The following is a 22,410-nucleotide window of genomic DNA, read 5'->3' on the forward strand; positions in this document are numbered from 1 at the left end:
GTCGCGGACCGTGGGGTAGGGGTCGCTTCCTGAGGCCGGTGTTTCACATGCGCCGGGGAAAGGCGCGGATGGCCTAGCGGCCGGCGGGGCAGGATGGGCGACGTCCGGAGCGACGGAACGCGAGGGGTGGCGCGGCATGGTACGGCGTGGGACGGGACGGCTGGCGAGGTCAGGGCGCCCCCGGCGTGACCGGCGCGGCCGATGTCCCGCGCACCGCCTCGCCGTGCGCCTGGCCGTGGCCGCGGCGGCGCTGTGCCTCACGGCGGCCGTCACCGGGCCGAGCGCGTTCGCGGCCGGGCCACCGGGCCCGTACGCCTTCACCGACGGCGCCCGGTCCGTCTCCGGAGCCACGAGCACCACGGACGCCGTACGCCTCGAGCCCGGCCACACCTACCGGAGTTCCCTGCCGGGCAGCGGCAAGCTCTACTACCGCCTCGACCTCGACGCCACCTCCACCGCCTACGTCTCCGCCACGGCGGCGCCCGGTGCAGACACCACGGTCGCCGCCACCGACGGCCTCACGATCTCGGTGCAGGACGCCCGAGGCACCTCCTGCTCCTTGCAGGCCGCTCGCTTCGGCCCGAGCCGCAGTCCGCACCCCATCGCCGCGTGGGGCGCGCGCGAGGTCTCCTCCGGCCGCACCCTGTGCCAGGGCGCCGGGGCGTACTACGTGCTCGTCGAACGCGTCGGCGCCAAGGGATCCTCGTCCGACACCTGGCCCCTGGAGCTCGCCGCGGTCTCGGAGCCGCCGCTGAAACGCACTGGGGCCACGAGCGCGCCCGAGTCGTGGAACTCCGCTTCGCCCGAGCCGGTCACCGGCCAGGCGGTCGGCCGGGCCGGCGGCGCCGGGTTCGACGCGGCGAGCACGGTCGGGCAAGGCGTGTGGCGGACCCGGATCCGGCCCGGCCAGACGCTCTTCTACAAGGTCCCGGTCGACTGGGGACAGCAGCCGAACGCCACCGTCGAGCTGGGCAGTTCCAGCGGCGGCAGCGGCTATGTGAGCGGCGCGCTGACCCTGTCGCTCTACAACCCGGTGCGCGGACACGTCGAGGAGGCGTACGCCGGATACACCGGCCGGCAGACGTCCGCCACCCTCGCACCCGTGCCGCCCGTCGCCCACGCCAACCGCCACGGCTTCGCCGACCAGGTCAAGGGGATGCGGTTCGCCGGTCTCCACTACCTGGTCGTGCACCTCGCCGCCCAGACCGCCGACTCCTTCGGCGAGGGGCCCTACGGCCTGATCCTGCGGGTGCGGGTGGACGGCACGGCGCAGCCAGGGCCGGACTACGCGGGCCGGTCCGAACCCGGGCAGCTCTTCGACGTCACCGCCCACGACCGGGCCGCGGCGACCCCGGCCGGGGCGGCGGACGGCTCCACGGCACTCCGGGCGCTCGCCGTCGGCGGGATCGGCGCGGGAACGGTCCTGCTGGCTGCCCTCGGGGTGTGGACGGTGCTCGCCCGGCGCAGGGCCGAAGCCCTGTAGGGCGGCGGGAGTGGCGCGGGGCCGCGGTCGGCCTGCATCGGGCCCCTGGCGGGCCTCACAGACGGCTCAGCGCCCAGAAACCGACGGCGTAGCAGGCCAGCGCCAGGAGCAGCAGCGGGATCGCCACCGTCGCGGGCGGGCCGGGGCGGCGGGAGCGTCCGGCGCGGTGGCGCGAGATTCCCCGCGCCGGAACGGGAACCTGCGGGGACTGGGCGGTGTACGAAGCAGTAGAGACGTCAGCACGCTGCCGAGGATCGGGGGAGGACAGCACATGGGTGGGGTCGTGAGGGGAGACGTGGACCACGGGCTGGACCGCGGGTTGGACCGGGGACTGGACCGGAGGTTCGAGCGGCACGCCGCCGAAGGGCGGGGCGGCCGGTGCCGGGGGGACGGCCTGCGGGGGCACAGTGGGGGGTGGAACAGCCTGCGGGGGAGCGGCCTGGTGCGGCGGGACTTCCCGCTCCGTGGCGGCGGTCTGGGGCGGCGGCAGGTGGAAGCTGCCTGTGTCCGACTTGGTGGAGGGCTGGGCTGGTCCGGGCGACAAGCCGCTGCCGTCCGTCCTCGGCGTCGACCCGGTCCCCTCCCGGGGGTCGAGACGCGGGTCCGGCACGCCCCCGGTACCGGAAGCGGTGCCTGTACCGGAAGCCGCGGAGCCGGTACCGGAAGCGGCCGCACCGGTGCCGGGAACCACAGAACCGGTGGCCGAACCGGCGGAGGGGGACGCCGCCGTATGCCCGGCCGTCATCCCAGGGCTCCGGGTGAGCGGACCCTCGGGTCCGAACCCCGGTGGCAGCGGGCCCAGTTGGTCGAAGATCTCGATCAGCTCATCGTCCGGGCCCGGCTCCGCCAGGAGCTCGGCGCACGCGACGAGGGCCTTGCGCGCACCCGTCGCCGTACGGAACCTGGCCTGCGGATCGGGTTGCAGCAGGGTGGCCACGACCTGCCACAGCGGCTCGGGAACACCCTTGGGCGCACCGGGCGTTCCGTGCTCCGCGAAATACTCCACGAGCGCTTTGGCGTCCGGCTTGGCCCCCTGAAGCAGATGGAGGGCGACCAGCCCGGTGGCGAACAGATCGGCGGGGAAGTCCGGTTCGGCGCCCATCATCTGCTCGGGAGCGAGGTAACCAGGCGTTCCCACCACCAGGTTGGCCTCCGTCAGCCGGGGTTCGCCCAGCCGCATGGCGATGCCGAAGTCCGACAGCCGCAGCCTGGGCCGACCGGTCCCGGTGGCCTCCAGCAGGATGTTGGCGGGCTTGATGTCGCGGTGCACGACACCCTCCGCGTGCACCGCGGCGAGCCCCGACAGCAACTGGTCGAGCAGGGTGCAGACGAACGCCGGGGGAAGCGGGCCGTAGTCCCCGACCAGGTGGACCAGGGAGCCGCCGGCCACCAGGTCCATGGTGAACAGGACCTTGTCGTCGTCAGCGGCCCAACTGGCCGGTGCGAGCACATGGGGGTGATCGATCCGCAGCGCCTGCTCCCGCACGAAGCGCAGCAGGGAGTGCGCGTCGCGCTGCTGAAGGACCTTGGCGGCCACGTACCGGCGGCGGCGGTGGTCCCAGGCCCGCCAGACCGCGCCGACTCCCCCGCGTCCGACCGGGTCGGCCAGCTCGTACCGGCCGGCGAAGACCTCACCCATGGCTGTGCGTCGCTCCTCCCCCTGAGGTTGTCCCTCTTGCATCCCCCTCGACGCGCGATACGACCGCCGCGGCGTCAGTTCTGGTGGGACTGGTAGTGCGCGACCGCGTCAGAGGTGCGGCCCGCGCCGTACACCCGGAGGAATTCCGCCAGTTCCGGGTGGGTCGGGGCGAGGGTGTTCGCGGCCTCGATGATGTCACCGGCCGCCGCGACCGAGCGGAGCAGCGACTGGATCTCGCGGACCACCCGCTTGACCGTCGGCGCCCCCGAAGTGCTCGTCGTCTGCGTGGTGTTGCTGAGCACCGAGCCGCCCTGCGACCGCTTGATCTCCTCCATGCGCTCGGTCGCCTCGGCCGCGCTGACGCTGCCGTCCGCCACCTGGCCCGCCAGCTCCTGAAGCAGTTGCACCCGCTGGACCACCGCCGGGTTACCGATCTTCGCGCGCTGCCCGCTCATCAGCTGCGACAGCATCGGGGCGGACAGTCCCAGTACCCCCGCCAGCCGGGCCTGGTTGAGCCCGAGGTCGTCTATGAGCTTGCGGAAGAGCGCCCCCAACGGCTCCCCGTACCAGTTCCGCTGCAGTTCCCGCGCTCTTGCGGTGGCTTCCTGCTGTGCGGCGTCCATTGCGTCTCCCCATCGCTTCCCCGAGTACCGCGGTTCGCTGTAGCGAACCACGCGGAGCATCTTACGGAGAGTGGTCGGCCGCGGGGAGCCCCAATCTTTTTGCGAGATCCGGGGGGTGACCCGGTACTCTGGTCTGCGGCACCCGACCGGTGGGCGGACCTTCCGGCCGGATGCTGTCATCCGGGGCCTTAGCTCAGTTGGTAGAGCGCTGTCTTTGCATGGCAGATGTCAGGGGTTCGACTCCCCTAGGCTCCACCTGAAAAAAGCCCGCCTGACCTGTGAAAACACCGGTCAGGCGGGCCCTTTCGTCCCTGGCGGTCAGCCCTGTTCGTCGCGGTCCGCCGCTTCCTCCTCGGCCTGCTTCGCCTGGACCTCGGGGTCCAGTACGGACTGGCCGGTGCCGTCCACGGACGTCAGCCGGCCCGATTCGGGCACCTCCGTCGCGGCCGGCGGTTCCACCAGCCAGTCGGGGTTGGCCTGCTTGTCCCACCACTTCCAGGCGGCGAAGGCACCGCCGGCGAGCGCGCCCGCCAGCGCGAGCAGCTTCACGACACGCCCGGCCTTCGCCCGCCGCTCGTGTGTGCGGGCCAGCTTCTGGATCTTCCGGGCCGGGACCTGGCCGCGCAGTGCCACCAGCGCGGCGGCACCGCGCGCGGCGGCCTCGTCCGCGACCGGCGCCGCCGCGGCCATCGCCTGCTCGATCCGCGGCCGGGAGTACTCGGCGGCCTGCCGGGCGACCCTGCGCGTCCGCTCGGCGGCCTCCTGGGCCGCATGGTCGACCTTCGGCGGCACATGGGCCATGGCCTGCGCACGGGCCTGCTCCAGCCGTGGTGCGACATGGGCGCCGTACTGGACGCGGGCCTGGTCGGCGGCCAGCGTCACCTTCGGCGCGAGCCGTACGCGTGCCTCGTGTGCGTAGTGCGCGGCCCTTTCCCTGGCCGTGTCGGCGTAGGGCGCCACCACTTCCGCGGCGTGCAGCACGCTGTCCTTCGCCGAGCCGGTCGCGGCGCGCACGCTGTCGATGCGGGTCACGGGTTCCTCCTCCTCGGTGGCGTACGGTATTTCGACTTTCCACCCTTTTACGGATCATGCCTGCCAACGGGCCCGGCGGCATGTGCGAACGGGCATCCGGGTCACGGACGACGACCGCGGTCACCGCGGTGGCCCTGCCGATCGGGAGTCCGCCGGGAGACGATCACGTGCGATAGGGGATGAAAATGGAGCAACAGAAGCTTGTCGTCGACAATGCCACGGATCGCCGCGCCGCGCTCCCGGCCGGGAGGACTCACCCGGTTTTCCGCAACCGAATCCGGCGGATCTCCCCTCGGAAGCGACCGTCGGGCGACGCACGGCGCGGGCCGTGCGAGGATCGGGGAGTCACAGGAGGACAACGGAAGGCAGATCGTGGCTGAGCAGCTCTACGCCACCCTGAAGACCAACCACGGCGACATCGAGGTCCGGCTCCTGCCGAACCACGCCCCCGAGACGGTCCGGAACTTTGTCGAACTCGCCAAGGGCGAGCGTGAGTGGACCCACCCCGCCACCGGCGAGAAGTCCACGGCGAAGCTCTACGACGGCACGGTCTTCCACCGGGTGATCAGCGGTTTCATGATCCAGGGCGGTGACCCGCTGGGCAACGGCACCGGCGGTCCCGGCTACCAGTTCAAGGACGAGTTCCACCCGGACCTCTCCTTCGACAAGCCCTACCTGCTGGCGATGGCCAACGCGGGCCCGGGCACCAACGGCTCGCAGTTCTTCATCACCGTCGCCCCGACGTCCTGGCTGAACCGCAAGCACACCATCTTCGGCGAGGTCACCGACGCGGCCAGCCAGAAGGTCGTCGACTCCATCGCGACCGCGCAGACCAACCCGCGCACCGACCGCCCGCTCAACGACGTCGTCATCGAGTCGGTCGTCGTCGAGACCCGCGAAGGCTGAGTGAAGGGCTCGTCCCGACAGCTCCCCGAGGGAACCAAACGCCCCGCTTGTCCGTAAGGATGGGCGGGGCGGTGCATTGCCCACGAGCAGCCGCAGCCGTGCTCCGCGCAGGACGAATCGAGGGGAACCCCATGGACCAGGCACCAGGCAGCCCGACGGGCCAGGACCCGGCGGACCAGGGCCCGCCGGACGCCCACCGCCTGCCCACCTGCTACCGCCATCCGGGCCGCGAGACCGGCATCCGCTGCGCCCGCTGCGACCGGGCGATCTGCCCCGAGTGCATGGTCGACGCCTCCGTGGGCTTCCAGTGCCCGGACTGCGTCCGCGGCGGCTCCGGCACCGGCCATCCGCCCGCCGCGACCCGGCCCCGCACGCTGGCCGGCGGCACCATGACCGCCGACCCCCGCCTGCTCACCAAGATCCTCATCGGGATCAACGTCGCGGTGTTCATCGCGGTCAGCGTCGACTCCTCGCTCCTGGGGGATCTGGTCCTGATCGGCGCGTGGCCGCCGCAGCCCTTGACCGCCATCTCGGGTGTCGCGGCCGGCGAGTGGTACCGCCTGGTGACCTCGATGTTTACGCACCAGGAGATCTGGCACATCGGCTTCAACATGCTGAGCCTGTGGTGGCTGGGCGGCCCCCTGGAGGCGGCCCTGGGCCGGCTGCGCTACCTGTCGCTGTACTTCGTCTCCGGGCTCGCGGGCGGAGCGCTGACGTATCTGCTCGCCTCGCCCAGCCAGGCCACGCTCGGTGCCTCGGGCGCCATCTTCGGACTGTTCGGCGCCACCGCGGTGCTGATGCGCCGACTCAACTACGACATGCGGCCGATCATCGTCCTGCTGGTGATCAATCTGATCTTCACCTTCAGCTGGAGAGGCATCGCCTGGCAGGCGCACATCGGCGGTCTGGTCGCCGGTGTGGTGGTGGGTTACGCGATGGTGCACGCCCCGCGCGAGCGACGGGCCCTGGTGCAGTACGGCACCTGTGGGCTGGTGCTGGTGGTGGTCGCCGTGTTGACGCTGCTCAGAACGGTTCAGCTCACCTGAGAGCGTCCGTTGTCCACAGCGTGTCCGATCTTGTGCACAGCGTGCGGGAACAGGTGTGCCCCCTGCCGTTGACCTGTGTTGTCGCAGGTCAGGCAGGGGGCGTGCACGCCCTGCACGGGCAGTGTGACAATCGTACCGGTGTCAACGGCGGACGGGTTATCCACAGATCATCGGCGTTTTCCCCAGCCTGCATGTGGAAATTCTTCCGGCCTGTGGATAACTCAGCGGATAGCCGTGGGCAGAGCTGTGTTCACCGGGAGGCCGACGTCACTTCCACTGCGTGGAGACGGCGAATCCGGCGGCGATGAAGCCGAAGCCCACGACGATGTTCGCGTTGCCGAGGGCGTCGACAGGCAGTGAGCCGTCGGTCACGTAGAAGACGACGATCCAGGCCAGGCCGATGAGGAACAGCGCCAGCATGACCGGCGCCACCCAGCCGCGGCTCTCCAGCTTGATACTCGCGGCCTGCTTGGCGGGCGGCGGCGTGTAGTCGGCCTTCTTGCGGATACGTGACTTCGGCACGAGGGTCTCTCCTGTCGATGCGCTGGTGGCCGCGCGGGGTCCTGGGCTGGTTCCGGGGCAGCGTACAAGGGCACACTGAGCACTCCCCCGGATGTCCGTTAGCGTAGTGCTTCCGCGGCGCCGAAGGAGATAAGGGTACGTTGAGCAATTCTGCCGACTTCCCGGGGACGGGTACCGACCCGGCCCGCACGCGCCGCCCGAGGCCCGTGCGGATCATGACCGTGGCCGTCTTCGCCCTCGCCGGGGTGATCTTCTTCACCAGTTTCAACACGGCCAAGGGCACCAACATCCGCACGGACACGTCCCTTCTGAAGCTGTCCGACCTCGTCCATGAGCGCAGCCGGAAGAACAAGGAGCTCGACGAGTCCAACGCCGCCCTGCGCGACGACATCGAGTCCCTCGCCGCGCGCGACGACGGCGGCAAGCCCCAGGACGGCAGGCTGACCGGTCTGGAGAAGAGCGCGGGCACCCGCAGGCTCACGGGCCGGGCGATCACGGTCACGCTCAACGACGCGCCGCCCGACGCCACCGCGAAGCTCCCCGGCTACCCCGAGCCGCAGCCCGACTACCTGGTGATCCACCAGCAGGACCTCCAGGCCGTGGTCAACGCGCTGTGGAACGGCGGCGCCCGGGGCATCAAGGTGATGGACCAGCGGCTGATCTCCACCAGCGCGGTGCGCTGCGTGGGAAACACGCTGATCCTCCAGGGCCGCGTCTACTCGCCGCCGTACAAGATCACGGCGGTCGGCGATCCGGGGAAGCTCCAGAAGGCGCTCGCGGACTCCCCGGCGATCCAGAACTACATGGTGTACGTCAACGTCTACGGCCTCGGCTGGAAGGTCACCGACGACGGAACGGTGACGCTGCCCGGCTACTCGGGCACGGTGGACCTGCACTACGCGAAGCCCGTGGAGTAGGCGCGGGTGCCGGAGCGCAGGGCTGCCGGTGCGGGCGGCCGTCGCCGTCGTACACGTCGTACTGATGGTCGTACTGATGAACGGAACGGCCTGGTTCGCGTATCGGATCGACAAAGGGCCGTACAAAACCGCGTCCGCGGTCGTTGAGCTGATCGACTCTGTGCCACGTACGTCCGGGCGCGTGCGGTTTCCGCACAGCTCGCGGAGGCCGGGAAACCTCGGGCGCCGCGCCGTTAGTCTGGTGGCGTACGGCGTGAATCTGGTGCCGTGGGAGACGGAAGGGACGGCATGTACGGCTGGATCTGGCGGCATCTGCCGGGGAACGCGTGGGTGAAGGCGCTGATCTCACTGGTGCTGGTCCTGGCCGTGGTCTACGCCCTGTTCCAGTACGTCTTCCCGTGGGCCGAACCGCTGCTTCCCTTCAACGATGTGACGGTGGACAACCAGTGAGTGCGCGGATTCTCGTCGTCGACAACTACGACAGCTTCGTCTTCAACCTGGTCCAGTACCTGTACCAGCTCGGGGCCGAGTGCGAGGTGCTGCGCAACGACGAGGTGTCGACGGCGCACGCGCAGGACGGCTTCGACGGCGTGCTGCTCTCGCCGGGGCCGGGCACGCCCGAGCAGGCAGGTGTCTGCGTGGAGATGGTCCGGCACTGCGCCGCGACCGGTGTTCCCGTCTTCGGTGTGTGCCTGGGCATGCAGTCGATCCAGGTGGCCTACGGCGGTGTGGTGGACCGCGCGCCCGAGCTGCTGCACGGCAAGACCTCGCTGGTGGAGCACGAGGGCACGGGCGTCTTCGCGGGCCTGCCCTCCCCCTTCACGGCGACCCGCTACCACTCCCTGGCCGCCGAGCCGGCGACCGTGCCCGACGAGCTGGTGGTCACGGCGCGCACGCACGACGGCATCATCATGGGCCTGCGCCACCGTGAACTTCCCGTCGAGGGCGTGCAGTTCCATCCCGAGTCGGTGCTGACCGAGCACGGGCACCGGATGCTGGCCAACTGGCTGGCGGAGTGCGGCGACAAGGAGGCCGTGGCGAGGTCGGCGGGGCTCGCCCCGGTGGTGGGCAGGGCCACGGCGTGACCGCGCTGCGCCCCGAGCGCGAGACGGACACCTCGTACGGGCAGCAGTCGTACGGGGGGCCGGACGCGTTCGAGGAGTGGTACGGGGCTGGGGCGCAGGGCGCGCCCCAGGACCCCTACGCGGCGTCCTACGGGTCTCCCGGGGGGAACGGGCCCCCGCGGAACGCGGCACCCCAGCAGAGCGCGGTGGGGGCGCCGTACGGGCCCCCGGAAGACGCGACGGCGTATCTGCCTCCCGTCGACGAGGAGACGATGGCGCTGCGGATCCCGGATCCGCCGCCTGGGGCGTTTTCCGCCGCGCGGGCCCCCGCACCGCCGCCGGGTGGACGCGCGGCCCGCAGAAAGGCCGCCAGGCGCCGTCACGGCCGTCGTGGGGCCACGGCGGGCCCGCCGTCGGAGGAGGACAGCCCGGCCGGCCGGCCGTCCGCGCCGCTGTCCCGCGTGGAGGCGCGACGGCAGGCGCGGGCACGCAGGGCGAGCCCGGCCGTCATCGCCAGCCGGGTCATCGGCGAGCTGTTCATCACCACCGGTGTGGTGATGCTTCTCTTCGTCACCTACCAGTTGTGGTGGACGAACGTCCGGGCGGCCGCCCAGGCGGGCAGTGAGGCGCACCAGTTGCAGGACGACTGGGCGAGCGGCAAGCGCAATCCCGGGACGTTCGAGCCGGGGCAGGGCTTCGCCCTCCTGCACATCCCGAAGCTGGACGTGGTGGTGCCCATCGCGGAGGGCACCAGCAAGGCGAAGGTGCTGGACAAGGGCATGGTCGGGCACTACGGGCAGGGCGACCTCAACACGGCGATGCCGGACGCGAAGACGGGCAACTTCGGGCTCGCGGGCCACCGCAACACGCACGGTGAGCCGTTCCGCTACATCAACAGGCTCTCGCCGGGCGACGCGATCGTCGTGGAGACGCAGGACACGTACTTCGTCTACAAGATGGCGTCGATACTGCCGGTGACGTCGCCGGCCAACATCAGTGTCCTCGATCCCGTCCCGAAGGGATCGGGCTTCACCGGGCCCGGCCGCTACATCACGCTGACCACCTGCACACCGGAGTTCACCAGCAAGTACCGGTTGATCGTCTGGGGCAAGATGGTCGAGGAACGGCCGCGCAGCAAGGGCAAGCCGGATGCGCTCGTCAGTTAAAGGGCGGATGAACAGTGGCAGCGACCACGGACGACACGGCAGGGCACACCGACAGCCGCGAAGGGCACGGTGACGCGTCGGGCGGCGGCCGCGCGCGGCGCCGCCGGGGTACCGGCCCGCTGGCCCTCGCCGTCAGTGTCTTCGGGGAACTCCTCATCACGGCCGGCCTGGTCCTCGGCCTGTTCGTCGTCTACTCACTGTGGTGGACGAACGTCCTGGCGGACCGCAAGGCCGACCGGGAGGGCGGCAAGGTCCGCGACGAGTGGGCCCAGTCCGTGGCCGGCGGCCCCGGGACGCTGGACACCAAGGACGGCATCGGCTTCCTGCACGTGCCGTCGATGCGCAACGGCGAGGTCCTGGTCGAGAAGGGCACGTCGCCGGAGGTGCTGAACGACGGCGTGGCCGGCTACTACGTGGACCCCGCCAAGGCGACCCTGCCGACGTCCGGCAAGACCGGCAACTTCACCCTCGCCGCCCACCGGGACGGCCACGGCGCGAAGTTCCACAACATCGACAAGGTGCGCGTGGGCGATCCGGTCGTCTTCGAGACCAAGGACAAGTGGTACGTCTACAAGGTCTACGACATCCTCCCCGAGACCTCCAAGTACAACGTCCAGGTCCTGTCCTCGGTCCCCAAGGAGTCGGGCGTCAAGAAGCCCGGCCACTACATCACCCTGACGACCTGCACACCGGTGTACACCTCGCGCTACCGCTACGTGGTCTGGGGCGAACTGGTCCGGACGGAGAAGGTGGACGCCAAGCGGACACCGCCCAAGGAACTGCGAAGCTGACTGAGCCCCCTGAAGGAGCTCGGTCCTTTAACATGGAGGAGGCCCGAAGCCGCAACTTCGTCTTGCGGCTTCGGGCCTCGTGGTTCCAGGGCTAGCGCAGCACCCTGAGACGCGAGCCTGCGCTCCACGCCTCCAACTCGTCACGGTCCACCGTGGTGATCCCGCTCAGGCCGGCGATCGCTTGCGCCTCGCTGCTGAAGTTGCACGTGGCCACGAAGATCGGGACCTCCACACGAATGACGGCTCGTGCTGCGCCCGCGAACTTCTGCATGGCGGCGCTGGGGACGACCCGGCGGCCGGTGTAGTTCTTGCACTGGACGGCCACGGTGCGGCCGTCGGCGGTGCGTGCGGTGATGTCGACGCCCCGGTCCCTGTTTGCCTGCCTCACGATGACGTCCGTACAGCCGTCACGGCGCAGGAGACCAGCGGCGTGACGTTCGAGGGCCTGCCAGGTCATTGAGTTGAGTAGTGTCCTGGCATGTCCTGTGGGGGGTTCCTCCTCCAGGATGCTGATGCGTTGATGCTGCTGACACAGCCTGCGTTCGACGTTCTCGATGTCCTGGCGGAGTTCGATGAGCTCGCGGCGGTGTTCGCCGGAGGTGGCGATGAGCGCGTTGAACATCGGGACGACGGTCTTGCCGAGGATGTGGGTGATGCGCTGGTCGATGCGGTCGTCGAGGGAGACGACGTCCGACTGGGGAGGGTTTTCCACAGGCTGTGTGCGGGCCGGATACTCCATGTCGAGCAGGTATGTGCGTACCTGGCGGGCGACGTCGCTGTCGCGGAGAAGCATGGCGACGTTGAGGACGGCTCGGCGTGAGTAGAGCGTGAGGCTCGACCGAGGCTGTGGATAACCTCCCGGATAGCGTGACAAGACGTCACGCTTAAATTCTGCGAGGTCACGGCCCTGGAGCGTCACCATTCCATTGCATGCGAGTTCCTCGTAGTGCCGTGCCTTCAGCTGACGGATCGCCTCCGAGGTGACTCCGAAGTACGCCGCCACCATCGCCGTCGTGACATGCGTCCCGTCCGGCAGCAGTGACAGCGCCTTCACCTTGTCGAGGACGTCCATGCGGTCGAGCACGCTGTTGCGCAGGCTTCTTGATTCCAACAGCGCCGCATCGTTGATCACGTTCTGCCCTTCTGTCGTGTGCGGGCCACATGGCCGGGGCAGAGCGTTCCGATTCCCCGCCCCATCCGATCAACGAGTCGTGACATATGAAGACACGATCGGATTGCGTACAGGTATGTGGTGACGGGGCGGGCGTACGACGGAGCCCCGGCTCCCCTCGTGGGAGGGGGCCGGGGCTCTGAGCGTCAGGGCTGAGCGTTAGGGCTCGGGGTCAGCCGCCGAAGAAGCCGCCGTCGCCTCCGTTGTTGCCTGGGCCCTTGTCCACGGTCCAGAGCTCGATCGGACTGCCCGGGTCGACCTGGCTGCCCTGGGGCGGGTTGGAGGCGATGACGACGGCGTTGTCGTCCTCGGAGCCGTTGATCTTGCCGACCTGGAGATTCGCCTGCGCGATCATCTGCCTGACATCCTTCAGCTTCTTGTTCTGGATGTCAGGTACCGCGACCTTGCTCTGCTGGGCCAGTTTGCCGACCTTGATGGTCACCTTGGAGTTTTTATCGACCTGCTGGTTGAAGTTCGGAAAGGTCTGGATGACCTTGCCGTCCTGGTTGGGGTCGCTGACGGGTTCATCGGAACACTCACCGACGAGGTTGTTCTGCTGCATCTGGGCCATGGCCTCGTCGCAGGTCGCGCCGACGACATTGGGGACCGTCGCCTTCTCGGCCGGTTTGGCGACCGTGAGGGTGATGGTGGAGCCCTTTTCCTTCTCCGTGTCGCCCTTGGGGTCCTGGTCGATGACCACGTCGGGGGACTGGTCGGACTCCTGGGTCCGCTTCTCGACCTTGAAGCCCTTCTCCACCAGCTGGGACTGCGCCTTGTCGAAGGTCAGGCCGCGGACGTCGGGAACCGTCACCTTCGGCGCCCCGGTGGAGAGCACCAGGTTGACCGTCTCGCCCTTCTTGATCTCGCCGTCCTTGGGATCCTGTGAGCAGACCCTGCCCTTGGGCTGGTCCTCGCAGGTGTCCTGGGTGAAGGCCACTGCGACGCTGCCGTTCGTGGCCATCTTCTCGGCGTCGATCTTCGTGTGGCCGACGAAGTTGGGCACGGGCACCAGGTCGTTGTTGGCGCCCTTCCCACCGAAGGCGTACATGCCGATGAAGATGGCGCCGACGAGGACCAGGATGCCGGCGACGATCAGCAGGATCGTCGAGGTGTTGGACTTCTTCTGACGCCGCCGGTCGGGGCGGTCGTCGTAGCCGAAGCCGCCGTCGTCCGGGTTCATGGGCGGCAGCATCGTCGTCGCGCCCGCGGGACCGGCGTCGGGGCGCAGCGCGGTGGTCGGCTGGTCGTCGGGGTAGGCGCCGTAGCCGACGGAGCCCAGGGCCGCCGTGGCCGCGACCGGCTGGCCGTCGAGGCAGGCCTCGATGTCGGCGCGCATCTCGTCGGCTGACTGGTAGCGGTAGTCGGGGTCCTTGACCAGCGCCCGCATCACGATCGCGTCCATCTCGGGCGTGATCTCGGGATCGAAGACGCTGGGCGGCTGCGGCTCCTCGCGGACGTGTTGGTAGGCCACCGCGACCGGGGAGTCGCCCACGAAGGGCGGGCGGACCGTCAGCAGCTCGTAGAGCAGGCAACCCGTCGAGTACAGGTCCGAGCGCGCGTCGACCTGCTCGCCTTTGGCTTGTTCGGGAGACAGGTACTGGGCGGTGCCGATGACGGCCGCGGTCTGGGTCATGGTCATGCCGGAGTCGCCCATGGCGCGGGCGATGCCGAAGTCCATGACCTTGACCTGGCCGTTGCGGGTCAGCATGACGTTGGCCGGCTTGATGTCGCGGTGCACGATGCCGCTGCGATGGGCGTACTCCAGGCCCTGGAGGATGCCGATGGTCATCTCCATGGACCGCTCCGGCAGCAGCTTGCGGCCGCTGTGCAGCAGCTCGCGGAGCGTGGAGCCGTCGACGTACTCCATCACGATGTACGGGATCGAGACCCCGTCGATGTAGTCCTCGCCCGTGTCGTAGACCGCGACGATCGCGGGATGGTTGAGCGAGGCGGCCGACTGGGCCTCCCGGCGGAACCGGGCCTGGAAGGAAGGGTCGCGCGCCAGGTCGGCGCGCAGCGTCTTCACCGCCACGGTGCGTCCCAGCCGGGTGTCATGCGCGAGGTACACCTCCGCCATGCCACCACGGCCGAGCACATGGCCCAGCTCGTACCGGCCGCCGAGGCGACGCGGCTCTTCCATAGCTACCTACCAGCCCTCTCCGTCGGTCCCGACCGGCACCGCTTGTGCCGCCGGAGGCTGCTGTCCCGGGCCTACCGTACCCGGCTAGCTCTGTGTGACCTGGCCAAGCCCGTCACCCGATACAGGACCGGTATCGCAACGTGCACCGATGTGAAGGGAACGTGACAGCAGGTCACTGCCTGGAGTTGATGACCGCCTCCATGACGTTCTTCGCGATGGGCGCCGCCAGGCCGCCGCCGGAGATGTCGTCGCGGTTGGCGTTGTTGTCCTCGACCACCACGGCCACGGCGACCGGCGAGCTGCCGTCGGCGAGCTTGGCGTAGGAGATGAACCAGGCGTACGGCTTCTCGCTGTTGTCGACGCCGTGCTGGGCGGTACCGGTCTTGCCGCCCACCGTGATGCCGTTGATCTGTGCGTTCTTGCCCGTGCCGTCCTTGACGACGGTCTCCATCATCGACTGCAGGATCTGGGCGTTCTGCGAGCTGAGCGGCCGGCTCAGTTCCTGCGGCTGGGTCTGCTCCAGGGTGTCCAGGTTGGGCGACTGGAGCTTGTCGATCATGTACGGCTTCATCAGCTTGCCGTCGTTGGCGACGGCGGAGGCGACCATGGCCATCTGCAGCGGGGTGGCCGCGGTGTTGAACTGGCCGATGGAGGACAGCGCGGTCTGCGACTTGTTCATGTCGTGGGAGAACACCGAGGCGTTGGCGCGCACCGGCGTGAACTGCTCGCTGTTGAAGCCGAACTTCTTCGCCTCCTGGAGCATCTTTTCGTTGCCGAGGTCCGCGCCGATCTTGCCGAAGACGGTGTTGCAGGAGACCCGCAGCGCCTCGCGCATGGTGGCGTTCCTGCAGGGGATGTTGCCCTCGTTCGGCAGCTCGGTGGTGGTGCCGGGCATGGTCCACGGCAGCGGCGAGTCGGTGGCTTCGTCCGCCGACTTGTACAGGCCGTTCTCCAGCGCGGCGGCCGCGGTGACCACCTTGAAGGTGGAGCCCGGCGGGTAGGTCTCGCGCAGTGCCCGGTTCAGCATCGGGTCGTTGGCGTCGGACGTCTTCTGGAGCCTCTGCCAGGCCTTGGCGTCCTTGTCGGAGGTGCCGGCGAACGACGACGGGTCGTAGGACGGGTAGGACGCCAGGGCGAGGATCTTGCCCGTGGAGGGGTCCAGGGCCACCGCGGCGCCCTTGCCGCCGACGTTCTTCAGACCGTTGAAGGCCGCCTTCTGAGCGGCCGCGTTGAGCGTGGTGACCACGTTGCCGCCCTGCTTGGGCTTGCCCGTGATCATGTCCAGGGTGTTGCGGAAGAAGAGCCGGTCGTCGTTGCCGGTGAGGATGCCGTCCTCGATGCTCTCCAGCTGGGTGGCGCCGTAGGCCTGGGAGGTGAAGCCGGTCACGGGCGCCCACATCGGGCCGTTCTTGTACGTGCGCTTGTACTTGAGGTCGTTGAGTCCGTTGCTCTTGGTCTCGACCGACCCGGTGACCGGGTTGCCGCCGACGATGATGTCGCCGCGCGGGGTGGCGTAACGCGCGATGGTGACGCGGCGGTTGTGCTTGTCCTCCCTGAGGGTGTCGGCCTTGACGTACTGGATCCAGTTGTCGCGGACGAGCAGCGTGAGGACGAGGAGGCCGCAGAAGATCGCGATTCGGCGCAGGGGCTTGTTCACGGGCGGACCACCTGGGTCATCTCGGCGTCGGGGTTGGAGGCGGGCGCGGGCGCGGGTCTGCGGGCGGTGTCGCTGATCCGGATCAGGATGCCGATCAGGGCCCAGTTGGCGATGACGGAGGAGCCGCCGTACGCCAGGAACGGCATCGTCATACCGGTGAGCGGGATGAGGCCCATCACGCCGCCGGACACGACGAAGACCTGAAGCGCGAAGGCGCCGGACAGGCCGATGGCGAGCAGCTTGCCGAAGGGGTCGCGGGCGGCCAGCGCGGTGCGCACACCGCGTTCCACGATCAGGCCGTAGACCAGCAGGATCGCCATGATGCCTGCCAGGCCCAGCTCCTCGCCGAAGGTGGCGAGGATGAAGTCGGAGTTGGCGGCGAACTTGATGAGGTCGGAGTGGCCCTGGCCGAGGCCGGAGCCGAGGGTGCCGCCGGAGCCGAACGCCCACAGCGCTTCCATGGACTGCTCGGAGTGGCCGCCGACGCCCGCCTGGCTGAGCTTGTACTCCTTCATCGGGTCGAGCCAGGCCTGGACGCGCTGCTGGACGTGCGGCTCGAAGCTGGCCACGCCGACGGCGCCGGCGGCGGACATCAGCAGACCGAAGACGATCCAGCTGGTCCGCTCGGTGGCGACGTACAGCATGACGACGAACATGCCGAAGAACAGCAGCGAGGTGCCGAGGTCGGTCTCGAAGACCAGGATGAGGATCGAGATCACCCAGACGACCAGGATGGGTCCGAGGTCGCGGCCGCGGGGCAGGTACAGGCCCATGAAGCGGCGGCTGGCCAGGGCGAGCGCGTCCCGCTTCACCATGAGGTAGCCGGCGAAGAAGATGGCGAGCACGATCTTGGCGAACTCACCGGGCTGGATGGAGAATCCGGCGACCGAGATCCAGATCTTGGCGCCGTAGATGTTGGCGCCGAGGCCCGGCACGAGCGGCAGCAGCAGCAGGATCAGCGCGCCGACCATGGAGATGTAGGTGTAGCGCTGAAGGGCGCGGTGGTCCTTGAGGAAGATCAGCACCACCACGAACAGGGCGATGCCCAGGGCCGTGTACATCAGCTGCCGTGGCGCGGCCGTTCCCGCCTGGTTGATGGCCTGGAGCAGCTTCGACTGGTCCAGGCGCCAGATGACGACCAGTCCGAGCCCGTTCAGCAGCGTGGCCAGCGGCAGCAGCAGCGGGTCCGCGTACGGGGCGAACTTGCGGACGACGAGGTGGGCGACGCCGGCCAGCAGACCGAGGCCCAGGCCGTAGCTCAGCAGGCCTGCGGGCACCCGGCCGTTGATGGCCAGGCCCACGTTGGCGTAGGCGAACACCGGGATGGCGACGGCGAAGACCAGCAGCGCCAGCTCGGTGTTGCGTCGGCTGGGCGCGCCGATCGCGCCGATCGTGGACGTGTGGTGCGTCGACGGGTTGGTAGTGCTGCTCATCGTGTGACAGGGCCTCTCACGGCTTGCCTACTGCTTACCGCACAGCGAGACGACCTTCTGCTCTTCCTCCGAGAGAGTGGGGCCGGGGCTGGGAGTGGACGCGGTGGCGGACGTGGACGGGGAGGACGGGGACTTGGCCGTCGACGGGTTCGGCGTCGGCGTCGCCTTGGACGTGAAGGCGGTACGGGTGGTTCCCGTGGTGCCGCCGGCCTGGCCCTGGCCCGTCTTGGCGCCGTTCTTGTCCTCGGCGGTGCGGCGCTGGGTCTCCTTCTTGCACGCGGAGGCCTGCACGGACAGCTCGTCGACCTTCTTCCGGGCGTTTTCCAGACCGCCCTCGGTGATCGTCGCCCTGACCTGCTGCTGCTGGTAGGGCGGCAGGTACTTGAGTTCGATCTCGGGGTGGTCCGTGTGGACCTTCGACAGCTTCAGCCAGGCCAGGTCCTGGCTGATGCCCCGGTACAGCGCGACGTGCTCCTCGTTGGCGCCGACGAAGTACTGCGTCTGCGTCCAGCGGTAGCCGCCGTAGAGGCCGCCGCCGAGGACGGCGAGCGTGAGCACGCCGTAGAGGGACCGCTTGAGCCACCTGCGGCTCTTGCGGGGTTTGACGAAGTCATCGTCGTCGTAGTCGCCGAAGCCGGCCGCGGGGGCGTAGCCGGCGGTGGCGCCGGAGCCGGGCGGGCCGAACTCGCCGCCACCGCCGCCCTGTCCGGGCACCTGGCGGCCGAGGCCGGAGGCGCGTCCGGCCGGGGTCTGCATGATGCCGTTGTCGTGCAGGTGGTGCTGGTTCTCGGCGACCGCGCCGACCACGACCGGGGTGTCGGACAGCTGTCCGGCGAGGGTGTCGCCGGTGTCCAGGTCCAGGACGTCGGCGACGATGACGGTGATGTTGTCGGGGCCGCCGCCGCGCAGCGCGAGCTGGATCAGCTCCTGCACGGTCTCCTGCGGGCCCTGGTAGCCGGCGAGGGTCTCCTCCATCGTCTGGTGGGAGACGACGCCGCTGAGGCCGTCGGAGCAGATCAGGTAGCGGTCGCCGGCGCGCACCTCGCGGATGGACAGGTCGGGCTCGACGTGTTCGCCGCTGCCGAGGGCGCGCATGAGCAGCGCGCGCTGCGGGTGGGTGCTGGCTTCTTCCTCGGTGATGCGTCCCTCGTCGACGAGGCGCTGCACCCAGGTGTGGTCCTGCGTGATCTGGGTCAGCACGCCGTCGCGCAGCAGGTAGGCGCGCGAGTCGCCGACGTGCACGAGGCCGAGTCGCTGGCCGGTCCACAGCAGGGCGGTGAGCGTGGTGCCCATGCCCTCCAGCTGGGGGTCCTCCTCGACCATGGCGCGCAGCTGGTCGTTGGCGCGCTGTACGGCGGTGCCGAGCGAGGTGAGGATGTCGGAGCCGGGGATGTCGTCGTCGAGGGCGACGATGGTGGAGATCACCTCGGAGGAGGCGACCTCGCCGGCGGCCTGGCCGCCCATTCCGTCGGCGATCGCGAGCAGGCGCGGACCGGCGTAGCCGGAATCCTCGTTGCCCTCGCGGATCATGCCTTTGTGCGATCCGGCGGCGAAGCGCAGTGACAGACTCATGCGCACCTCGCCCGTCGGCTCCGGGTACATCCGCACGGTGCCCACCCTCCGGTCGGGAGCGCGCCGGGGCCCGGGGTGCCGGCCACCGCTGCGTGCTCGCTCCGCTCGCTCATTAGTCGTACTACTTCCGCAGCTCGATGACGGTCTTGCCGATGCGGATCGGCGCGCCCAGCGGGATCGGTGTGGGGGTCGTCAGCCGGGTCCGGTCCAGGTATGTGCCGTTGGTGGATCCGAGGTCCTCGACGATCCACTGGCCGTCGCGGTCCGGGTAGATCCTGGCATGGCGGCTGGAGGCGTAGTCGTCGTCCAGCACGATCGTGGAGTCGTGCGCGCGGCCCAGGGTGATGGTCTGGCCCTGCAGCGCGACGGTGGTGCCGGTGAGGATGCCCTCGGTCACCACGAGTTTGGTGGGGGCGTTGCGGCGCTGGCGGCCGCCGCCCTGCTGACCGCGCTGCTGTGGCGGCGCCTGGCGCGCGGCCTGCTGCGGCCGGGCTGTCTCCCTGCGGGCCCCCCGCTGGGTGACGCGCGTACCGAACAGGTCGCTGCGGATGACCTGCACGGCCACGATCACGAACAGCCACAGTACGGCCAGGAAACCCAGCCGCATGACCGTGAGGGTCAGCTCTGACATTGCCCCCGCTTCACCCTTCGGCTTGCCGGTAAATGATGGTGGTGCTGCCCACGACGATCCGCGAGCCGTCGCGGAGCGTAGCGCGGGTGGTGTGCTGCCCGTCCACCACGATGCCGTTGGTGGACCCGAGATCCTGGATCGTCGAGGGCGTTCCGGTCCGGATCTCGCAGTGCCGGCGGGAGACGCCGGGGTCGTCGATCCGCACGTCGGCCTCGGTGCTGCGGCCGAGCACCAGGGTCGGGCGGGAGATCTGATGGCGGGTGCCGTTGATCTCGATCCAGTAGCGGGTGCGGCCGCCGCCCGTCGGGGCGGGCGCGGGCCGCTGGGCGGCGGGCGGCGGGTAGCCGTAGCCGCCGGGGCGGGCGCCGGGCGGCGGCCCGGACGGCATGGGGGGCGCTGCCGAGGGGCCGGCGGCGGGCGGGTAGCCGTATCCGCCCGGGGCTGCGGGACGGCCGCCCGGGCCGGCCGAGGGGGCCTGGGGCGCCTGCTGGCTGCTGGAGGAGGCGAGCGTACGGCTGCGCACCCGGTACAGGCCGGTGTCCAGGTCGTCCGCCTTCTCCAGGTGAACCTTGATCGGCCCCATGAAGGTGTAGCGCTGCTGTTTGGCGTAGTCGCGCACCATGCCGGCGAGCTCGTCGCCGAGCTGGCCGGAGTAGGGGCTCAGGCGCTCGTAGTCGGGCGCGCTGAGCTCCACGATGAAGTCGTTGGGTACGACGGTGCGGTCGCGGTTCCAGATGGTCGCGTTGTTGTCGCACTCGCGCTGGAGCGCACCCGCGATCTCCACGGGCTGGACCTCGGACTTGAAGACCTTGGCGAAGGTGCCGTTGACCAGACCTTCGAGACGTTGCTCGAACTTCTTCAGGACTCCCATGGGGCACCTCCTCCGTCGTTGCCGTCGCTGCGGGTCTTGCCGTCGTGCTGCGTATTGCCTGCCTGGTACTGCTTACTGATCGTATCCACGCGCCGGTAAATCGGCTGGTTCCCCCTGTCGGCCCTGTCGACGGGTGTCGACGCCTGCTGCGTACCCGGTGTCGCTCGGTACTTCTGCACAGGATCGTAGAGGGGCTCGCAGACCAGTGTCCCGCACCTGACTGCGGACCTTGTCCGGCTCCTGGGCAGACGGGCGCGACCGGTACGAGGTTGATACGTGAACGGGCGCGTCCCGAGACGGAACGAGGTCCTGTCCGGGCGGCGCGGCCCGGGGCCGGCGGGCCGCCGCGGCGGGCGGACACGGGTGCGGCCCGTGCCGGGCGCCTGCCCTGGGAAAGCGATGTGAATCCACCCTCCGTGGCGTGCTAATGTTCTGGATGTCGGAAGGCGCCAGCCCCCAAGGGGGAGGGAGTCGGAGGACACACCCAATGCGCGGGTGGCGGAATAGGCAGACGCGCTGGATTCAGGTTCCAGTGCCCGCAAGGGCGTGGGGGTTCAACTCCCCCCTCGCGCACCATGAGATACCGATGGAACGGGTCTCCGCCAGTGACGGAAGTCACGGTGGGGGCCCGTTTCTCGTTGTGTCGGCCGGTGTGGGGCATCGCACAACTCGGCCGACGGACAACGGGCCCCGGTACGTGAGGTATCTCACGTACCGGGGCCCGTTGTCTGCTGCCGGAACGGTCTCACTCGCGCCGCCGGAGGGCGGGGACGTTCAGCGGCTCCCAGGGGGTCATGGACGTGTGGGCCTGGAAGCAGCGGTAGGCGGTGCCGGCGTACGTGACGCGGTCGCCCGCGGCGTAGGAGCGGCCGGGCGCCCAGGTGCCGCTGGGCGGGGTGCCGGGGTCGCTCGGGCCCGGTGTGCCGTCGACGTTCAGGAGGAAGCCGAAGGTGCCCTGCTTGGCGTTGCCGGCCTTGCGGACGTTCATCAGCAGGGCCAGGTGAAGAGGGCGTCGTTGCCGTTGCGTGGATCGCCGGGGAAGTACGGCTGGGTGGTGAGCACCGGCCGGCCGGGCGCCCGCGCCTTGACGTGGAGGTGCCGGGTGCGGCCGGGGTGGGGGTCCGGCGCGATCGTGCTCAGCGAGTACGCGCCGGTGGGGTCAGTGAACTGGTGGCCCCGCAAGGTGTATCCGCTCATGTCGTAGGCGCCGGCGTCGTCGGCCTGCCAGAAGTCGAGCAGTACGCCGGGCAGCGGGACGCAGTTGCGGCCGAGGACATGGCCGCTGACGGTCAGCCGGGTGCCGGGGGTGCCCGGTGTCACCGGGGCTGTGCGCAGTGGTGAGTTCGGCGTGCAGCAGGGGCCCTCGATCCGGTCGTGGGTCGGGCCGTCCCCGTCGTCGCACGTCGGCGTCGGCGGAAGGGACCGGTCCGGGGCGGCGGAGCCCCGGGTGAGCGCCGCCGTGCCGGTGGCCGGCGGGATGGCGGCACGGCGGCGACGGCCGCCTTGAGCAGGCTCTTGCGGCTGATCCGGTGCTCGGACGCGGAGCCGTCGGGGTTTGTTGGTGTCATGGCGGCTCCTCGGTCTCCTCGAGTGGGGGGAGAAGGACGGACCGCGCATGACACGGAGAGCGTGGTGCGCTCGGCGCGGTGTGCTCGGCGCGCGGTCGCGCTCCGGCGGGGGCCGCCGACGACGGTAATCGCGCCGGTCACGCCGGAGGAGATGTCGTTGTGTCCCCCTGTCCGGCGT

The 22,410-nt window shown here is 69.8% G+C and carries 18 protein-coding genes, 2 tRNA genes and 3 pseudogenes; 11 read left to right on the forward strand and 12 right to left on the reverse strand.

What is annotated here, in order from left to right; genetic code table 11:
- The first annotated feature begins 223 nt into the window (after positions 1 to 223).
- Entirely contained in the window at positions 224 to 1,483 is a 1,260-nt protein-coding gene (locus ACFY4A_RS09830; RefSeq protein ID WP_390828895.1) for a hypothetical protein, read from the forward strand.
- 55 nt (positions 1,484 to 1,538) lie between these two features.
- On the opposite strand, the gene ACFY4A_RS09835 is transcribed toward ACFY4A_RS09830, so the two are convergent.
- Both ACFY4A_RS09835 and ACFY4A_RS09840 read right to left on the reverse strand, forming a co-directional pair.
- Complete coding sequence (locus ACFY4A_RS09835) at positions 1,539 to 3,122, reverse strand: serine/threonine-protein kinase (RefSeq protein WP_390828896.1); 1,584 nt, start codon at positions 3,120 to 3,122, stop codon at positions 1,539 to 1,541.
- 74 nt (positions 3,123 to 3,196) lie between these two features.
- Positions 3,197 to 3,745, reverse strand: coding sequence for a helix-turn-helix domain-containing protein (locus ACFY4A_RS09840; protein ID WP_390828897.1), 549 nt, complete (start codon positions 3,743 to 3,745; stop codon positions 3,197 to 3,199).
- Between the two features lie 182 nt (positions 3,746 to 3,927).
- Between ACFY4A_RS09840 and ACFY4A_RS09845 the strand changes: the two genes are divergently transcribed.
- Positions 3,928 to 4,000 (forward strand) — tRNA-Ala (locus tag ACFY4A_RS09845).
- Positions 4,001 to 4,063: 63 nt separating this feature from the next.
- Here the strand turns inward: ACFY4A_RS09845 and ACFY4A_RS09850 are convergent.
- Positions 4,064 to 4,777, reverse strand: coding sequence for a DUF5324 family protein (locus ACFY4A_RS09850; protein WP_390828898.1), 714 nt, complete (start codon positions 4,775 to 4,777; stop codon positions 4,064 to 4,066).
- A 372-nt stretch (positions 4,778 to 5,149) separates the two neighbouring features.
- Between ACFY4A_RS09850 and ACFY4A_RS09855 the strand changes: the two genes are divergently transcribed.
- Together ACFY4A_RS09855 and ACFY4A_RS09860 are read left to right on the forward strand one after the other, a co-directional pair.
- The gene (locus ACFY4A_RS09855; RefSeq protein ID WP_390828899.1) at positions 5,150 to 5,683 is read left to right on the forward strand and encodes a peptidylprolyl isomerase; all 534 of its coding nucleotides are present in this window, start codon (positions 5,150 to 5,152) and stop codon (positions 5,681 to 5,683) included.
- 131 nt (positions 5,684 to 5,814) lie between these two features.
- The gene (locus ACFY4A_RS09860; protein WP_390828900.1) at positions 5,815 to 6,729 is read left to right on the forward strand and encodes a rhomboid family intramembrane serine protease; all 915 of its coding nucleotides are present in this window, start codon (positions 5,815 to 5,817) and stop codon (positions 6,727 to 6,729) included.
- A 267-nt stretch (positions 6,730 to 6,996) separates the two neighbouring features.
- On the opposite strand, the gene crgA is transcribed toward ACFY4A_RS09860, so the two are convergent.
- Positions 6,997 to 7,251: a cell division protein CrgA gene (gene crgA / locus ACFY4A_RS09865; RefSeq protein ID WP_390828901.1), complete on the reverse strand. Its 255-nt coding sequence runs from the start codon at positions 7,249 to 7,251 to the stop codon at positions 6,997 to 6,999.
- Between the two features lie 140 nt (positions 7,252 to 7,391).
- Between crgA and ACFY4A_RS09870 the strand changes: the two genes are divergently transcribed.
- From ACFY4A_RS09870 to ACFY4A_RS09895, 6 genes and pseudogenes are all read left to right on the forward strand, one after another.
- A complete protein-coding gene (locus tag ACFY4A_RS09870) occupies positions 7,392 to 8,168 on the forward strand; it encodes a DUF881 domain-containing protein (protein ID WP_390828902.1) in 777 nt (258 codons plus the stop codon).
- A 67-nt stretch (positions 8,169 to 8,235) separates the two neighbouring features.
- Positions 8,236 to 8,355 (forward strand): annotated as a pseudogene (locus tag ACFY4A_RS09875) (class E sortase); the annotation flags it as partial.
- Positions 8,356 to 8,409: 54 nt separating this feature from the next.
- Positions 8,410 to 8,618, forward strand: a pseudogene (locus ACFY4A_RS09880) (hypothetical protein).
- Entirely contained in the window at positions 8,615 to 9,253 is a 639-nt protein-coding gene (locus ACFY4A_RS09885) for an aminodeoxychorismate/anthranilate synthase component II (RefSeq protein ID WP_390828903.1), read from the forward strand. Before ACFY4A_RS09880 ends, ACFY4A_RS09885 begins: the two are co-directional and overlap by 4 nt.
- Positions 9,250 to 10,398, forward strand: coding sequence for a class E sortase (locus ACFY4A_RS09890; protein WP_390828904.1), 1,149 nt, complete (start codon positions 9,250 to 9,252; stop codon positions 10,396 to 10,398). The genes ACFY4A_RS09885 and ACFY4A_RS09890 overlap by 4 nt, the downstream gene beginning before the upstream one ends.
- 14 nt (positions 10,399 to 10,412) lie before the next feature.
- Positions 10,413 to 11,189 carry a class E sortase gene (locus ACFY4A_RS09895; protein WP_390828905.1) on the forward strand — a complete coding sequence of 259 codons (777 nt, stop codon included), beginning with the start codon at positions 10,413 to 10,415 and terminating at the stop codon, positions 11,187 to 11,189.
- 91 nt (positions 11,190 to 11,280) lie between these two features.
- Here ACFY4A_RS09895 and ACFY4A_RS09900 read toward each other — a convergent pair whose 3' ends face one another.
- From ACFY4A_RS09900 to ACFY4A_RS09930, 7 genes are all read right to left on the reverse strand, one after another.
- Positions 11,281 to 12,321, reverse strand: coding sequence for a restriction endonuclease (locus ACFY4A_RS09900; protein ID WP_390828906.1), 1,041 nt, complete (start codon positions 12,319 to 12,321; stop codon positions 11,281 to 11,283).
- 211 nt (positions 12,322 to 12,532) lie between these two features.
- Positions 12,533 to 14,500 (reverse strand): Stk1 family PASTA domain-containing Ser/Thr kinase, encoded by a 1,968-nt coding sequence (pknB, locus tag ACFY4A_RS09905; RefSeq protein ID WP_390828907.1) that lies wholly within the window; start codon positions 14,498 to 14,500, stop codon positions 12,533 to 12,535.
- Between the two features lie 172 nt (positions 14,501 to 14,672).
- A complete protein-coding gene (locus ACFY4A_RS09910; RefSeq protein WP_390828908.1) occupies positions 14,673 to 16,157 on the reverse strand; it encodes a peptidoglycan D,D-transpeptidase FtsI family protein in 1,485 nt (494 codons plus the stop codon).
- Positions 16,154 to 17,590 carry an FtsW/RodA/SpoVE family cell cycle protein gene (locus ACFY4A_RS09915; RefSeq protein WP_390828909.1) on the reverse strand — a complete coding sequence of 479 codons (1,437 nt, stop codon included), beginning with the start codon at positions 17,588 to 17,590 and terminating at the stop codon, positions 16,154 to 16,156. The genes ACFY4A_RS09910 and ACFY4A_RS09915 overlap by 4 nt, the downstream gene beginning before the upstream one ends.
- A gap of 27 nt (positions 17,591 to 17,617) precedes the next feature.
- Positions 17,618 to 19,162 carry a Stp1/IreP family PP2C-type Ser/Thr phosphatase gene (locus ACFY4A_RS09920; RefSeq protein ID WP_390828910.1) on the reverse strand — a complete coding sequence of 515 codons (1,545 nt, stop codon included), beginning with the start codon at positions 19,160 to 19,162 and terminating at the stop codon, positions 17,618 to 17,620.
- Between the two features lie 121 nt (positions 19,163 to 19,283).
- Entirely contained in the window at positions 19,284 to 19,793 is a 510-nt protein-coding gene (locus ACFY4A_RS09925; protein WP_390828911.1) for an FHA domain-containing protein, read from the reverse strand.
- 10 nt (positions 19,794 to 19,803) lie between these two features.
- Positions 19,804 to 20,664, reverse strand: coding sequence for an FhaA domain-containing protein (locus ACFY4A_RS09930; RefSeq protein WP_390828912.1), 861 nt, complete (start codon positions 20,662 to 20,664; stop codon positions 19,804 to 19,806).
- A gap of 489 nt (positions 20,665 to 21,153) precedes the next feature.
- Between ACFY4A_RS09930 and ACFY4A_RS09935 the strand changes: the two genes are divergently transcribed.
- Positions 21,154 to 21,240, forward strand: a tRNA-Leu gene (locus tag ACFY4A_RS09935).
- 169 nt (positions 21,241 to 21,409) lie between these two features.
- Here the strand turns inward: ACFY4A_RS09935 and ACFY4A_RS09940 are convergent.
- Positions 21,410 to 22,232 (reverse strand): annotated as a pseudogene (locus ACFY4A_RS09940) (carbohydrate-binding protein).
- Between the last annotated feature and the right edge of the window lie 178 nt (positions 22,233 to 22,410).

Origin of the sequence: Streptomyces sp. NPDC001292 (assembly GCF_042896465.1) — a bacterium.
Lineage (GTDB): Bacteria > Actinomycetota > Actinomycetes > Streptomycetales > Streptomycetaceae > Streptomyces.